We start from the raw sequence: 13,951 nt of genomic DNA, 5'->3' as shown, positions 1-13,951 counted from the left end.
ATCATTTGATTCATTTGCTTAGTCTATGCCAATGGTTTCAAGGAAGCGTCTAAATGCCAGTTGACCATCTGGATTTCGTTTATAGACACCCGCATCTTCCAGCACACGAACAAAAACTTGGCCAACGGCATGCTGCACGACCTGATGCACATTACCAACGCTAACATTGACAGAGCTTTTTAACTCATCCGCCCAAGTCTTGTGATAGTCAGCAATCTCATTATACTGATTTATCAGATAGTTTTCAACCTCAACCAATTCCTCTTTTAGACGAGGTGGGAGAATAGCCAACCCCATGACCTCAATTAGGCCAATGTTTTCCTTTTTGATATGCTGAACATCGGCATGAGGATGGTAGACACCATCTGGATACTGATCTGATGTATGGTTATCGCGGAGAACTATATCCAACTCGAACTGGCTGTTGCGTTTTCTGGCAATCGGAGTTACCGTATGGTGAGAACCTTCTTGACTAAAAGCAACTACATCCACTTTGGGATCACTATAGTGTCGCCAAGCTTGGAGAATCTCTTCTGCTAAGGCCACAAGGCGGCTTTTATTTTTCCCCGTCAAACGAATGACCGACATAGGCCATTTGACAATTCCAGCTTTAATATCAGGGAAATCTTTAAAGTAAAAAGTATAATCAAGCTCTGCCTTCTCCATAGGGAAAACATGACGTCCCCCCTGATAGTGGTTATGGGTCAGTATAGATCCCCCAACGATAGGTAGGTCAGAGTTCGAACCTGCAAAATAACCGGGAAATTTATCCACAATCTCTAGAAGTTGTTCAAAAGTTCTTCTTGTAATCTGCATAGGGATATGCTGGCGATCTAAAAAGATACAATGCTCATTGAAATAAGCATAGGGCGAATATTGAAAGCCCCATTCCTGTCCTAACAAATCTAGGTGAATAATGCGATGATTGGCTCTGGCTGGATAGTCAATCCGACCCTGATATCCCTCATTTTCCATACAAAGTTGGCACTTGGGATAGGAAGACGCCTTAACTTTCTTAGCTGCAGCAATTGCCTTGGGGTCTTTTTCAGGTTTGGATAAATTAATGGTAATTTCAATATCACCGTAAGCCGAAGGCACTTGATAGGCAATATTTTTAGCGATAGCTGCTACCTTAATATAGTCATTAGCCTTGCTTAGTCGGTAAAAATCAGCAATGGCTTGCGTCGGAGAGTCGCCATAGGTCTGCCAGAAGTCTTGATTGACCTTACTAGGAGCCGGGGTGATAAAATTCATCAATTCTGCTCCCAGACAGTCCTTTTCTTCTGTTAAAGTTCCCACCTTTCCATTCGCCACGGCCACTTGGAGCAAAGCTTCCTTGAGTTCAATCAAATCCGTCAGACTGCTCTCTTTATTGACGCCGTCTTCTCCGACCAAGGCCAATATTCGATTGTGGAGATAGAGACTGTCAATCTCTTGGTAATCACTATTAGCAATAATTTTCTCTACAAAAGCATTTACTAAGCTTGTCATTCTAGATTCCTCTTAATGTTTACGTGATAAAACACGTGATCCTTGTGAAATCTCTGCGGTATAAAAAGCAGGGGCATAGCCAATAATTTGGGTATAAATCTTTTCTAAGACTTGTGTAAAAGTTCCCACCTTATCTCTGGCGACCAGAGCGATAGCGCAACCACCAAATCCAGCACCCGTCATCCGAGCTCCGAGAACACCTTCTTGTTCCCAGGCAGCATGAACCAAGGTATCCAACTCAGGACCGGTTACCTCATAATCATGTTCTAAGGAAACATGAGAAGCGTTAATTAAGCGGCCAAATTCTGCTAATTGACCAGACTCCAAAGCTTTACGAGCCTGCAGGGTTCGTTGATTCTCCCAGATAGCATGGCGAGCCCGCTTGATGCGGTCAGCATCTTTAATAAGATAGCAATACTCATCAAAAGTTTTGGCATCTAACTCGCCCAGTGTCTTGATCGCAAGTTTCTTGTTCAGCTCTTCTACTGCCCTTTCGCACTCAGACCGGCGTTCATTGTATTTTGAATCAGTCAATTCACGCCGTTTATTGGTGTTCATGATAACAATCAGATTATCACCTAAATCAAGCGGAACTAGGTCGTATTCCAAGGTGTTAGTATCCAGATAAATGGCCCTTTTATCAGCTCCCATCCCGACAGCAAACTGGTCCATAATACCAGAATTGACACCAATAAAATCATTTTCAGTCTTTTGACCAGCTTTGACTAAATCAAGACGCTCAAGCTTGAGTTGGTAAAGTTCCTCAGCGACAATTCCCACTAATAATTCCAAGGAAGCAGACGAGGAGAGGCCAGAACCATTGGGAATATTTCCGTTGACATAAAGGTCAAGTCCAGTGTCAATCACATGTCCAGCTTCCTGTAAAAACTTAATCATCCCTTTAGGATAATTGGTCCAACCATCTGCTGAGTCATAAACCAGATGATTTAGGTCAACTTCGATAATTCCAACCTCAGAAAAATTGGCAGAATAGAATCGCAGAGTCTGATCCGACCGTTTGCGAGCAGCACCATAGGTTCCTAGTGAAATAGCTGCTGGAAAGACATGACCTCCATTATAATCCGTATGTTCACCAATTAGGTTAATGCGTCCGGGTGAAAAGAAGGTAGCATCTGCTTGCTGCTTAAAAATTTCCTCAAAAGCTTGATTTAAACTTGTACTATCCATAGATTTTCTCCATTCGATTTTTATTAATTTTATTTTATCCAGTGAAAACGCTTTCGTCAATAATTTTACTAAATTTTTACTAATCTTATTACTTGTGCTATACTGGTTATGACTAAAATAAAGATAGGATGGATATCAATGGCAACTTTAAAAGATATTGCCAAGCTTGCAAAGGTTTCTCCTGCTACCGTTTCTAGGGTACTCAACCGCGATGAAACACTTTCTGTTAGTGAGACAACCAGACACCGCATTTTAAGTGTCGCCGATGAATTGGGTTATACCAAACATCAAAAAAGCGGAAATTTTACTAAAATTCGACAAAAAATCGCTGTCGTCCAGTGGTACAGCCAAGAAGAAGAACTCAATGACCTTTATTACTACGCTATCCGGACTGGAGTTGAAAAAAGAGCCCAAGAACTGGGCTACGATATCCTACGTTTCTTTCAAGACGAACCCATTCAGCTAGGCCAAGAGGTCGCTGGCCTGATAGCTATTGGCAAATACAGCCAGACACAAATTAAGGAACTGGAAACCTATCGTAATGCTATTGTTTTTGTAGACAGCGACACCTTAACTGCTGGGCATTCCTGTGTGACAACTGATTTTGAACATGCTGTCACCAGCGTTATCGATTACTTCCTTGCTAAAGGTATCAATAAAATCGGCATGATTGCTGGTCAAGAAAAGACTGCCGACAACGCTGAATTGCTTAACGATCCAAGACTGAAAATCTTTAAAACCTATGCTTACGAAAAAAATATCCTTGATGACCAAATCATTTTTAAGGGAGAATTTTCTAGTCAATCAGGCTATCAGCTAATGAAAAAGGCTATTAAAGACCTCAAGGAAAATCTCCCTGCTGCCTTCTTCATTGCCAATGATACTTTAGCTATCGGAGCCTTACGAGCCCTGCAAGAAGCCAATCTCTCTGTACCTAACCGCGTCAGTCTCATCTCCTTTAACGATACCCCCTTAGCCAAAGAAGTCTTTCCTAGTCTCAGTAGCGTTACCGTTTACACTAAAGACATGGGGCGCTGTGCTGTGGATGTCCTCAACCGTCATATCCTTAATAATGAAACCATCCCAACCTTGACCAGATTAGCGACTAAACTGACACTGAGAAACAGTAGTTTATAGCGATAAAACTTGGAAAGCGTTAACGAAAAATTAAAGAAAAAGAAAGGCATGAAATCTTATGATTGTTAATCTAGTTTTCATGCCATTTTAGTCACCTTTGTTAGTTGTATCATTACCAACAAAACTAACAAAAGCCCTATTCATCCGAACAGAGCCTTCATTATTTTTTTATGGCAAATATTTTCCAGAAGCCAAGTAGAGTTCATACCAATCATGATGGGACAACACTACCTGACTTGCCTGAGCGGCCTCTTCAATATGCTGCGGGTTCATACTGCCAATAATAACCTGCATCTTGGCTGGGTGGCGCAAAATCCAAGCTAAAGCGACAGCAGCCTTTGTCACCCCTTCGCGTTGGGCAAATTTTTCCAAAACAGCATTTAATTCTGGGAATTTTGGATTATCAACAAAAGTTCCTTTAAAGAAACCAGATTGAAGCGGAGACCAAGCCTGAATGGTGATGTCGTGCAAGCGGCAATAATCCAGCGCATCACCATCACGATTGATGGACATTTCAGTCTCCTTATTATTCATATAAAGCGGCTGATCAATCAATTGAGACTGATCCAAAGAAAGCTGCAATTGGTTAAAAATAAGCGGCTGCTTAACGTACTTTTTAAGTAGCTCAATTTGCAGAGGCATTAAGTTACTAACACCAAAATAACGAACCTTGCCTGTACGTTCTAACGCATCAAAAGCTTCGGCTACCTCTTCTGGATCAAAGAGAACATCCGGTCTGTGAAGCAAGAGAGAATCCAGATAATCGGTTTGCAAACGTGCCAAACTCTCATCCACACTGGTTAAAATATTTTCTTTAGTCCAATCGAATTCCTGACGTTCAAAACGTAAGCCACATTTAGATTGTAAGAAGATATCTTCGCGTTTGAGGCCAGTTAGCTTAAAGGCTTGGCCAAATTTGCGTTCGGCAGCGCCATCTTCTCCATAACAAGTGGCATGATCAAAGAAGGTAACACCAACTTCATAGGCTGTTTTGATAACCTGAGCGGCATCTTGATCGCTCAAATCAGGCATTCGCATACAGCCTTGTACAATCGCTGGAACAGCTTGTGGACCATTGACAATGGATAAAGTTTTCATAGCGTCTCCTCCTCACCGGATATAGAAAATTTTTAAAGCAAACATCAATAATGGCTCAAAAATCAGAAAAAAACTAGTTCAACAGAGCTGATATAAATACAATAAACTTATACTAACTTCATCATAGTATAATCCCTCAAAACAATCAAGCATTAGCTTAATCGCTCTTTATCCATCTAGAACTAAAATATTGTCGGCATATTATCAAGAATGATAGGTGATACCATTTTGTTCCAGCAAAGATGGCCGATCGAAGCGATCATGGAAATGCTTGTCAACACCCTGATTCTGCTCCTTGAGGTCACTATTGCCAAGACTGCCTAGCAAAGCTTGGAAGTATGCCCAAACGTGAAGAGTTGTACCCATTAATCAATTAGCCGTTATGGAGCACCTTAAATCCTATCATTTTCTTTATAGCAAAAAACTCCAAATCTAATAAGATTGGAGTTCAGCAAGAGTTATTTCTTAAGTAGTAGACTCATCATCTCTTTGATAACGGCGATTTTCCAAGATTCGCAAGAAATGGTCATTTGGCAATTGACCATTATGATATTTCTGATAAACTTCCTTGATAGCATCGGTATGCTTGGCATAAAGGTCTTTACGTAATTCCAACTGCTCTTGATGAAAGTCTTGGATTTCCTCTCGATTCTTCACAAGCAAGTCTCGCATTTCCTGACGCTCCTCAGGATTTTGAATAGTGTCTAACCCCCAAGCAATGCGCTTAGCTGCATAATCTTGATATTGACGGGCCCGTTCTCTTTCCTGCTCAAAGTGCTTGTTCAAAATCGTTGTGATGTCCCTTGGAGAATGAAAAATTTCACGCACGGCTGAAATTGGCTCAGCATCAACTACTGTATAGGTGAGTGCACCAAAATAAGGCATGAGAAAGACCGTAATGGCTCCTGCTGCCACCAACACCGAAGCAATGTCACTGGTCATAAAATCATCCTTAACCGCAATTCCAGTAATCCCAACAATCAAGGGAAGGGCTGTCGTACAATAAAAGGCAACAGAAAAACGATTATGGAGAGTCAAACGCTGTTCGGTATCCTTCTCTAGGGATAGGGAAAGAACGATAGGAACGGCGCGAATCAAGAAGAGAGCCAGAATAAAAGCCACAAGCAGCCAAGGACGATCCGCTACCGCTGTTAAATTGATACCACAACCCGAAATCACAAAGAAGAGAGGGATCAGAAAACCATGGGCAATCCCATTGATCTTCTTCTCCAAAGTATGACTATTCTCTGGAATAACAAAACGAAGGACAAAGCCAGCCGCAAAAGCTCCCAAGACAATATCCAAATCAAAGATAGCAGAAAAAGCTACTAGAACAATTAAGAGGAGGATCGTTACTCGAACCGTCATCTGGGAATTCGTATCAGACTTAGAGTGAAGAAATTGATACATGGCCCCGCCTCGCTGGACGGCCTTATTTCCTAAAGCTGCTAGCCAAATACAAATCAGTAGTAGACCGCCTAGAATAGCCGCCGTCTTCCAAGTCGACCGAGCTGAGAGCAGGACGGCCATGGCAATGACTGTCGATACCTCTCCCCAAGTTCCGTAAGCAATAATCGTATTACCGATTTGGGTACCTGTTAGGCCGCGTTCTTCAAGGATAGGCATGAGGGTTCCCAGAGCCGTTGTCGTAAAGAGCAAAGCAGTCGCTATCAGGCCCTGTTTCCCTGAGGCAATATCGGGCATGATAAAGGCGACACCTAAACCAATAGCAAAGGTCACGACCCAAGTCCCAAAGCCCTTCTTGCCTTCTTTTCCAACAATAACCTTAGGATCAATTTCATATCCCGCCAAGAGAAAGAGGAAGGCACAGCCTAAATCAGACAGAAGCTCGAGGGCTTCACTATCTGAATGAATAAGGTTGAGGGCATGAGGTCCAAAGACCGCCCCTGCCGCTATTAGAATAACCGTTTCAGGCACAACCTGCCGAGGAATTAAACGAGCCACCATGGGGGTGACAGCTGCAATAAAAGTAATCAGTGTTAATGAAATAAACGTTCCTATCATACTAAACTCCATTATCTAAGTCGGACCAGACAAACCAGCCCAACAGACAATTAGCCAGTATTATACCACTTTCCGCTCCAAGACGCTAGAATTTGAAACTGTATAAAACTGTATTAAGAATCACCAAGGTTGGTTATAACAGTGATGGTTGATGCTTGTTTTTCATAGAGAGCAGTATAGCCAAAACTAGAATAATTGCCTGACAACCATACAGTACAAACTGATTCCCTCCAACAGCTAATTGGGAACAGACATTTATCATGGCATGAGTCATGGCACAGATCCACAGACTATTTGTTTTGTGGTACAGTGCTGATAAGACAAAGCTATTGACTAACAAACTGAGGCAGAAATGACTACCTGTTGCTACTGACATGTCTCCTAAACTCCCATCAATATAAAAGAAAGCAAAATGCCATATCCCCCAAGTCATAAAGGTAAGAACCGTCGCGATAATATAGGGTACTTTCTCTTCAAGAATAGGCTGAAAGGCATATCTCCAGCCTATTTCCTCTATTCCGCCAAACACTAATGCTTTTAGGAAAAGCGCTAGTGGCAAATACCAGATATTGATCTGAAATTGTCCGCCTATCAAAACATGGACAAAATTCAAAGCTAAAAATGTGAACACCAACAAATAATCTACTGGACCTTGCTTAATGTAAAAGAAATCCCTTAGCACTGTTTTGAGGCTGATGACTTTATATTTATTAACAGTCACTATCCCCCAAAGGGCCGACGATGTTCCGCCTATCCCAATAGCTGTCCAACCAGCAAACGATGAATAGCCCGTTGCTATGCCTATACGACCCAGCAACCAGACGGCAAGACAAGTAAGGTAAACTTGCCCTAAGGAGCCAGTCAAATATAGCGCTAGTGCTCTTTTTCTATCCATTCTTAATAACTCCTGTAACTGCCAATCTGCCATAATCATTTTGTCCTGTTTTTCAATATCCAATAAACGTCAATTCTTTTTATTTAACAATGGTAGCATCTCTTAAAGCATTGATAGTCATGAGCTTTCCATAAGCTGTTCTTATTTCCCCTCAATAGTTACTGATGCTAGAACTACTTTCGGACTCAAATTGATGATACCTTGCCCAACAATTTGTCAGTCTGTTTATTCAAATGACAATACTGAAGGAAAATAGTCTTCTTCAAAATATTTCACCGTTTGTCAGGAAATACGTCCATTGAAATAACAGAAACATCATTTTCTATGTCCTTATCTTCTAGTGAATAGGAATAGACACCCTTGCCATCTTCTTAAATAACACCTGCATATTTACATAGCCCTTCTTACCTTAATCTAAGAAGGGCTTGCTTTACCTCTTGTAAAGTCACTTTTTTATACTCATTTTCCAAAAATATTCCCTAATTACTTATTAAATAATTTTGCCCAGTTTTGCTTTGAATTCATGATACGAGAAATATAAACATTGTGCTCCTCAATGTAGTAAAAAGCTAAATAATTCTCAATTGGCATGTAGCGGTAACTTTTGCCATCATCAGTTAATTCACCATAACCACGGCTCGCCACACGAGGACAGGCTTCAGGGAAGGTTTCTAAGATTTCTAAAGCTGATAAAATTAAATCAATTTTACCATCAGCAGATTGTTGGCTATAAAAGTTGAGAACAATGTACTCATGAATAGCTTTTAAATCCTGTTTAGCCGCATCAGATAAGGAAACAGTGTAACGTTTATGACTAGTCAAGACCAAATTCCTTCCTTACGTCTGCAAGTGCTGTGACCTTACCTTGAGCAATATCTTGATGGCCTAACAGAATCTCTTTCTTTAAATCTTCAAAAGCAATTTGATACTGTGACTCTGGCAAGTCACTCGAAACAAATTCTTTGGCATCAACAGCACCAGTCGCAATCTTTCTTAATGCAGCATTAAAAACATCTGTAAGACTGATTTGCTCGTCTGCTAAAATGTCCTTAGTTTGTTGATAAAAAACAGAATCAGCACGAAAATTAACAGGTTGTGTAGTAGTCATATCCAAACCTCTTGTATATACATTTTGTATTTACATTATAGCATATCGTTAATGCCTATTTCAACTAAAAACTCAGTATACATCGTTCAGCATAGACACTTCCTTCGCTCCCTTGGTGACGAATACAAAAAATAAATGATGAATAAAATTATCTAATGACCCGTGGTGCTAGTTTATTTTTTAGTTAACAAAAAAGTTCATTTGGACTATGCTGTCAGTAACCAAACGAACAGAAGTCATCCAAATGAACCATTTAAATGATACCGCTAAACGCCATCACTTACCATACAATATGGGGGAACCATGTGTTCCTCCTATTATCGCCGCTATGCGCCAAGGAACTGATACAGCGTCGAAATGTTAACTATTGTAAATTAAGGACAATTCCATTCTTGTCCTTCTAGTGCTTCGAGCTGAACTCGGCATCAAATCCCAGCGACGATTTTATCAACTCTGTCAGATACTGCTTGTGAAATTCAAGCAAGAAATCATAATCGAAATCGAAACATATCATAAGGCTCCATCCTACTAATGAAGGCAATGTACGACAAACGCATGAAGAAAATTTTGTTTTCAGATAACAATTTTATAAAAATAAGTTAACCTTCGCTATAATAAAAGTGGAGGATTTTGTTATAGATGAGCTACTAAATTTCTTGGTTACAGTTAGAGATACTCGTGAACCATGGAAAATCAAACACCTATTGTCAAATATCGTTCTCCTCGTTTTCTTTGCCCACTGGTAAGACCGAATCTCTCACGATCGGTTTTTGGGGATTGCAAATTGTCCACATTCATTTATTGTCACCAAGTCCCAGATATTGCTTCTTTGTGGCGCAGGTGGAATGTTCTCTTTTCTATCTATCGTTTCTGCTTTTATCAGCCTATCAATCATGACACCTTGGATATCCGCAAGATGCTTATATTTTTCGATGTCCGAGACAGTTCGCCACTCTCCCTTTTTGCATAAGTCCTACGGGGATATCTATTTTCTCCGCTATTTCTTCCTGCGAAAAGCCATGTATATTACGAAGCATCATAAGATTTTCTTTTAACATAATGTCTTCATTTTGATAGCAGCGAGTTTACCTTTTCAATATAGAAAGCACTATGAGCAGTATGAATCACATGGTTACTGTTTTCAGTCTCTACCAACTGACAATTTTCACCAATATAAGACACTGCTCTCTCGGCTTGTTCGCGGGATGCTGCACACAGATATGTTCCATTCTCGTGAACCATCTCCTTTGCATGAATATAAACACAGGGAACTTCTATTGCTGACAATATCTCCTTGTGTGTCAGACCGTGATTCCAGCTCAGGTCATAGAATCGTTCACCGTATGCAAAATCATATTCCCTGACATATTCAAAAACATACCAAATCGAACTTGGCAGAAAGCCTATTTGAACAGCCTTATTAGGGTTCTTCTGATGCTGCTTTTGTGCATAGTTAGCAAGTTTCGGCATAGCATCAGGCATATACAGCTGACCCCAGTAGCAATGACGGAGATAGTAACTTTCCCAACACTCTGCCTTATCCGACTCATTGTAATCATGCAAAGACTTGTAGGTATCACGATAAGCAAAGCTGTCTTCCCAACCTTCCCCATCGGTAGAAAATACTGGTGGATCTTCCAGCACTGCTCCAGCTATGTTTTGACCGCCGTATGCTGCTACATACGCTGCCGTGATTGCTCCGTTGGAGTGTCCGGCAACAACGGTAGGCTTGCCGATGACATTATTGATAAACCAGATCAGATCGTCACCATTCACATCGAGGTAATACAGACTTTCATCATGTGATGATTCCCCGTGTCCATAAACATCAACAGCGTAAATATGCCAATTTTTACTAAGCTCAGGAAGAACAAGTGCGTAGTCTTCCCAGATGCTCATCTGTCCATGGATTAATAGAAGGGCAGGTTTATCATTGTTCACTTCACCATAATTGATGACATTACCACTCGGAAGAGTAACTTGCTTTTCAACTGCACCTGCCATATTCAGTGTTTTCTTATATCTGTCATACCAATGGATATTGCGATACCAATAAAGTCCAAAAGCTACAATGGCAACTATAATGATAATCAACAGAACTATACCAACAATTTTCATTATTTTTTTCAAGAGAACCTCCTTATTTGATTCTTATGAAAATTGTAGTAAAAAGTTGCCCCATTATCTACCAATCAAAGCTGTCAAAATGATTGATTTTTTGTTATGTTTAGTTGCCTAACCTGCATACTCTATCCCGATATCTAAGCCACAGCCACAAGCTGTTTTTATCCAATTGACCAAGTCAAATCTCTGACGAGTGCGATTGTTTGGTAATAAACCAATTTTTTACACTCAAATCTGCCCTCAGGGGCTGATGGTCAAATGCTCGAAAAGACCTGAAATGCAACTCGCTGTTTCCAATCGTTTCGTCACGTCATTCTTTACTCTTCGAAAGTTTTTGAACTAACTTTTTATAATGGACCTCCGCTTTTTCGTAATCTGGCTTCCACTTTGAATTAATTGTCTGTTCAACTTGTTTTTAAAATTTAGAAACCTTAATCGTCAAATCTAAAAGTTCTTTTACAACTTCCTCAAAATTTTCCTTCGAAAGTGAAGTCTCTCGAGAATACTCAAAACCACTCACTGTAGTTAGTCTGGGATTTGTTCCTGCAGCAAGATCTTCAGCAGGAAATCTATTAAGATGCGCTAGATCATTTCTCAGAGAAAACAGATTATCTAATTTATCCAATATATCGGTATTATTTTCATCAATCTCCAAAAATTTTGAATAATTTTGATATTTTCCAGAAAATTTTTTTCCGCTAGAATATTGTTCTGTAATTCTATTTAGATATTTTAAATACTTTTTCGGGACATAATTCTTATCCAAATTTTCCACTAATTTCCCTTTTTCTGTCTCCTTAAAACCTTTTACTAACAAATCTATATTTAGTTTTAGTAACTGCTTAATAGAATCTTTGAAATATAGTTCAAGGACAGCAGTCAGTCTTAAAATATAGTAGTTTATAAAAGCACTGTACATTTTTGAAGATGTTACTTTTGGATCAGTAAATATTGAATCAAGATTTCCCTTATCAAAATCCTCCGCAAGCGTCCCTTCTTTAATACTTGATGCAATAGCACGATCCCCAAGCTTAAAGAAGTCATTCTCACTAACATGTAGCATAATAATTGACTCATTTCTTAATTCTTTCACTAAACATTCAAATACTTTATAAGGTGCCCCAATTTCTCCTTTAGATTTTTTAAAAGATTTTTCGTGTTCCATGACTTAATCTCCTCAAATAAATATTATCTATAAAAATTCCATTTTATTAATGGTATTATTAAACAGTGTTGACAGATCAAAATAGAATTAATCATTAACATAACCCATACTAACTAAATCTACTCTTAGGCAGCTATTTCAGGAGCAGAAGTCATTACTACTCTTCGTCGTGCCACTCCTTGACTAGCAAACTTACGCACTCAACATGGTGGTATTCGGGGTCAACAGATCCACTGGATCTGTTGAGCATCTTGCCTTAAAACAAGAAAGCAAGGCGGACAATCTAATGGCATTGTTCAAGTAAAGCGACACACTCGATGTGGTGTGTGTTTGGGAAAAGGTCCACAGGCTGCACTTTTTTAAGCTTATAGCCCAGTTCTTCATAAAGCTTGATGTCACGCGCCATGGTAGCTGAGTTGCATGAGACATAGGTGATTTTGCGGGGCTGCATGGCGCTGCTTGCTTTGATGAAGCTTTCTGTTAGGCCTTTACGCGGAGGATCAACCAGAATGACATCTGGTTTGATACCCTGTTTACTCCACTTGGCCATAGCTTTCTCTGCTGAGTCCGCTATGTAATGGGCATTTGCGATGCCGTTGAGTGCCGCATTTTTCTCAGCATCCTTGACCGCTGCTTTAATGACTTCCACGCCATAAACCGCCTTGACTTGCTTAGCCACAGATAAGCCAATGGTACCGATACCTGAATAGGCATCAATAACGACATCCTCCTTGCTCAGCTCAGAAAAATCAATAGCTGTCTGATAGAGCTTTTCAGCCATGACCGTATTGACTTGATAGAAGGACTGAGCTGAAATTTCGTACTGATTCCCCAGCATGCTGTCGATAATGGTATCTTTACCGTAGAGGGTCCGAAATTCTGAACCCAAAACGACATTAGTAGCCTTATCATTGATATTTTGGATGATGGATTTGACTGCTGGAAAGGCAGTAGTAATCTGTTCAATCATTTGCTCAATTCGAAAGATTTTTGACCGCGTCGTCACCAGAACCAGCATCATCTGACCTGTATAATGTCCACGGCGGACAACAAGATTGCGGATAAGACCTGTCTGCTCTTTCTCATCATAAGGTTTGAGATCATAGCGTCGCAAAAGATCCCGCACAAAAACAATAAGCTTATCAATTTCCTTATCCTGAATATAGAAATCCTCGATAGGCACAAGATCGTGAGAATTCTTGCGGAAAAAGCCTGTCTCCAGCTGACCGCGAACCCTGCGAACAGGTACCTGCGCCTTGTTACGATAGGCATAGGGCTGATCCATACCAAGTGTCGGGAGCACCTCGACATCACTAATTCCAGCAATCTTGGTCAGATTATTAACCACTTGCTGACGTTTAAAATCCAGCTGCTTGTCGTAAGCTAGATGTCCCAAGTCAGCAATCCCAGTTCTCAGGTAGGCTGTATCCAGATTCTGCACCCGATCAGGTGACAGTTCTAAATAAGTCTCAACCTTGCCGTAACCAATTTTCTTTTTGATTTTCAAAATACGCATGCGGATTTTTTCACCCGGAAGAGCATTATCCACAAAGAAAACCAAACCATCAACCTTGGCCAGTCCTTGACCCTGATGGGTTAGATCGACAATCTCAACATCAATCACATCATTTTTATTTAACATTTTTTCTCTTTTCTTAAATCATTAGTCTATTTCTATAAAAAAGAGTCTGAGACAAAATTTCAGACTCGATTTGACTGT

Annotated in this window: 12 protein-coding genes and 1 pseudogene; 2 read left to right on the top strand and 11 right to left on the bottom strand. The window is 40.2% G+C overall.

Features of this window, described 5'->3' with window-relative positions:
- Positions 1–18 precede the first annotated feature (18 nt).
- Both galT and STRCR_RS05815 read right to left on the bottom strand, forming a co-directional pair.
- The gene (gene galT, locus STRCR_RS05820; RefSeq protein ID WP_004228210.1) at positions 19–1,491 is read right to left on the bottom strand and encodes a UDP-glucose--hexose-1-phosphate uridylyltransferase; all 1,473 of its coding nucleotides are present in this window, start codon (positions 1,489–1,491) and stop codon (positions 19–21) included.
- A gap of 12 nt (positions 1,492–1,503) precedes the next feature.
- The gene (locus STRCR_RS05815; protein WP_004229277.1) at positions 1,504–2,679 is read right to left on the bottom strand and encodes a galactokinase; all 1,176 of its coding nucleotides are present in this window, start codon (positions 2,677–2,679) and stop codon (positions 1,504–1,506) included.
- Between the two features lie 138 nt (positions 2,680–2,817).
- Here STRCR_RS05815 and STRCR_RS05810 point away from each other — a divergent pair, with 138 nt between their 5' ends.
- Positions 2,818–3,816, top strand: coding sequence for a LacI family DNA-binding transcriptional regulator (locus STRCR_RS05810; protein ID WP_004225508.1), 999 nt, complete (start codon positions 2,818–2,820; stop codon positions 3,814–3,816).
- 168 nt (positions 3,817–3,984) lie between these two features.
- On the opposite strand, the gene STRCR_RS05805 is transcribed toward STRCR_RS05810, so the two are convergent.
- The 6 genes from STRCR_RS05805 to relB all read right to left on the bottom strand — a co-directional run bounded on the left by STRCR_RS05805 (position 3,985) and on the right by relB (position 8,942).
- Complete coding sequence (locus tag STRCR_RS05805; protein WP_004225739.1) at positions 3,985–4,914, bottom strand: aldo/keto reductase; 930 nt, start codon at positions 4,912–4,914, stop codon at positions 3,985–3,987.
- A gap of 204 nt (positions 4,915–5,118) precedes the next feature.
- Positions 5,119–5,280, bottom strand: a complete 162-nt coding sequence (locus STRCR_RS12125; RefSeq protein ID WP_157769174.1) for a hypothetical protein — start codon at positions 5,278–5,280, stop codon at positions 5,119–5,121.
- Between the two features lie 99 nt (positions 5,281–5,379).
- Positions 5,380–6,939, bottom strand: coding sequence for a cation:proton antiporter (locus STRCR_RS05800; protein WP_004229229.1), 1,560 nt, complete (start codon positions 6,937–6,939; stop codon positions 5,380–5,382).
- A gap of 133 nt (positions 6,940–7,072) precedes the next feature.
- Entirely contained in the window at positions 7,073–7,897 is an 825-nt protein-coding gene (locus tag STRCR_RS05795) for a CPBP family intramembrane glutamic endopeptidase (RefSeq protein ID WP_234944258.1), read from the bottom strand.
- Between the two features lie 420 nt (positions 7,898–8,317).
- A complete protein-coding gene (locus STRCR_RS05790) occupies positions 8,318–8,656 on the bottom strand; it encodes a type II toxin-antitoxin system RelE/ParE family toxin (protein WP_040804897.1) in 339 nt (112 codons plus the stop codon).
- On the bottom strand, positions 8,649–8,942 hold the full coding sequence (relB, locus tag STRCR_RS05785; RefSeq protein WP_004227383.1) for a type II toxin-antitoxin system RelB/ParD family antitoxin: 294 nt from the start codon (positions 8,940–8,942) through the stop codon (positions 8,649–8,651). The genes STRCR_RS05790 and relB overlap by 8 nt, the downstream gene beginning before the upstream one ends.
- A gap of 244 nt (positions 8,943–9,186) precedes the next feature.
- Here relB and STRCR_RS11995 point away from each other — a divergent pair.
- Positions 9,187–9,405: pseudogene (locus STRCR_RS11995) on the top strand (IS982 family transposase); the annotation flags it as partial.
- A 602-nt stretch (positions 9,406–10,007) separates the two neighbouring features.
- Here the strand turns inward: STRCR_RS11995 and STRCR_RS05775 are convergent.
- The 3 genes from STRCR_RS05775 to rlmD form a co-directional block, all read right to left on the bottom strand.
- Entirely contained in the window at positions 10,008–11,072 is a 1,065-nt protein-coding gene (locus tag STRCR_RS05775; protein ID WP_004229471.1) for an alpha/beta fold hydrolase, read from the bottom strand.
- A gap of 409 nt (positions 11,073–11,481) precedes the next feature.
- The gene (locus STRCR_RS05770; protein ID WP_004225783.1) at positions 11,482–12,231 is read right to left on the bottom strand and encodes a HEPN domain-containing protein; all 750 of its coding nucleotides are present in this window, start codon (positions 12,229–12,231) and stop codon (positions 11,482–11,484) included.
- Positions 12,232–12,514: 283 nt separating this feature from the next.
- Complete coding sequence (gene rlmD, locus STRCR_RS05765; protein ID WP_004227223.1) at positions 12,515–13,873, bottom strand: 23S rRNA (uracil(1939)-C(5))-methyltransferase RlmD; 1,359 nt, start codon at positions 13,871–13,873, stop codon at positions 12,515–12,517.
- Positions 13,874–13,951 lie beyond the last annotated feature (78 nt).

Source organism: Streptococcus criceti HS-6 (assembly GCF_000187975.2).
Lineage (GTDB): Bacteria > Bacillota > Bacilli > Lactobacillales > Streptococcaceae > Streptococcus > Streptococcus criceti.
Note: the sequence above shows the minus strand (reverse complement) of the source record. Positions and strands in the feature narration are given on the sequence as shown.

Coding starts and splice junctions, on each gene's coding strand:
- galT (WP_004228210.1), bottom strand. CDS start 1,491: ATGACAAGCTTAGTAAATGCTTTTGTAGAGAAAATTATTGCTAATAGT.
- STRCR_RS05815 (WP_004229277.1), bottom strand. CDS start 2,679: ATGGATAGTACAAGTTTAAATCAAGCTTTTGAGGAAATTTTTAAGCAG.
- STRCR_RS05810 (WP_004225508.1), top strand. CDS start 2,818: ATGGCAACTTTAAAAGATATTGCCAAGCTTGCAAAGGTTTCTCCTGCT.
- STRCR_RS05805 (WP_004225739.1), bottom strand. CDS start 4,914: ATGAAAACTTTATCCATTGTCAATGGTCCACAAGCTGTTCCAGCGATT.
- STRCR_RS12125 (WP_157769174.1), bottom strand. CDS start 5,280: ATGGGTACAACTCTTCACGTTTGGGCATACTTCCAAGCTTTGCTAGGC.
- STRCR_RS05800 (WP_004229229.1), bottom strand. CDS start 6,939: ATGATAGGAACGTTTATTTCATTAACACTGATTACTTTTATTGCAGCT.
- relB (WP_004227383.1), bottom strand. CDS start 8,942: ATGACTACTACACAACCTGTTAATTTTCGTGCTGATTCTGTTTTTTAT.
- STRCR_RS05770 (WP_004225783.1), bottom strand. CDS start 12,231: ATGGAACACGAAAAATCTTTTAAAAAATCTAAAGGAGAAATTGGGGCA.
- rlmD (WP_004227223.1), bottom strand. CDS start 13,873: ATGTTAAATAAAAATGATGTGATTGATGTTGAGATTGTCGATCTAACC.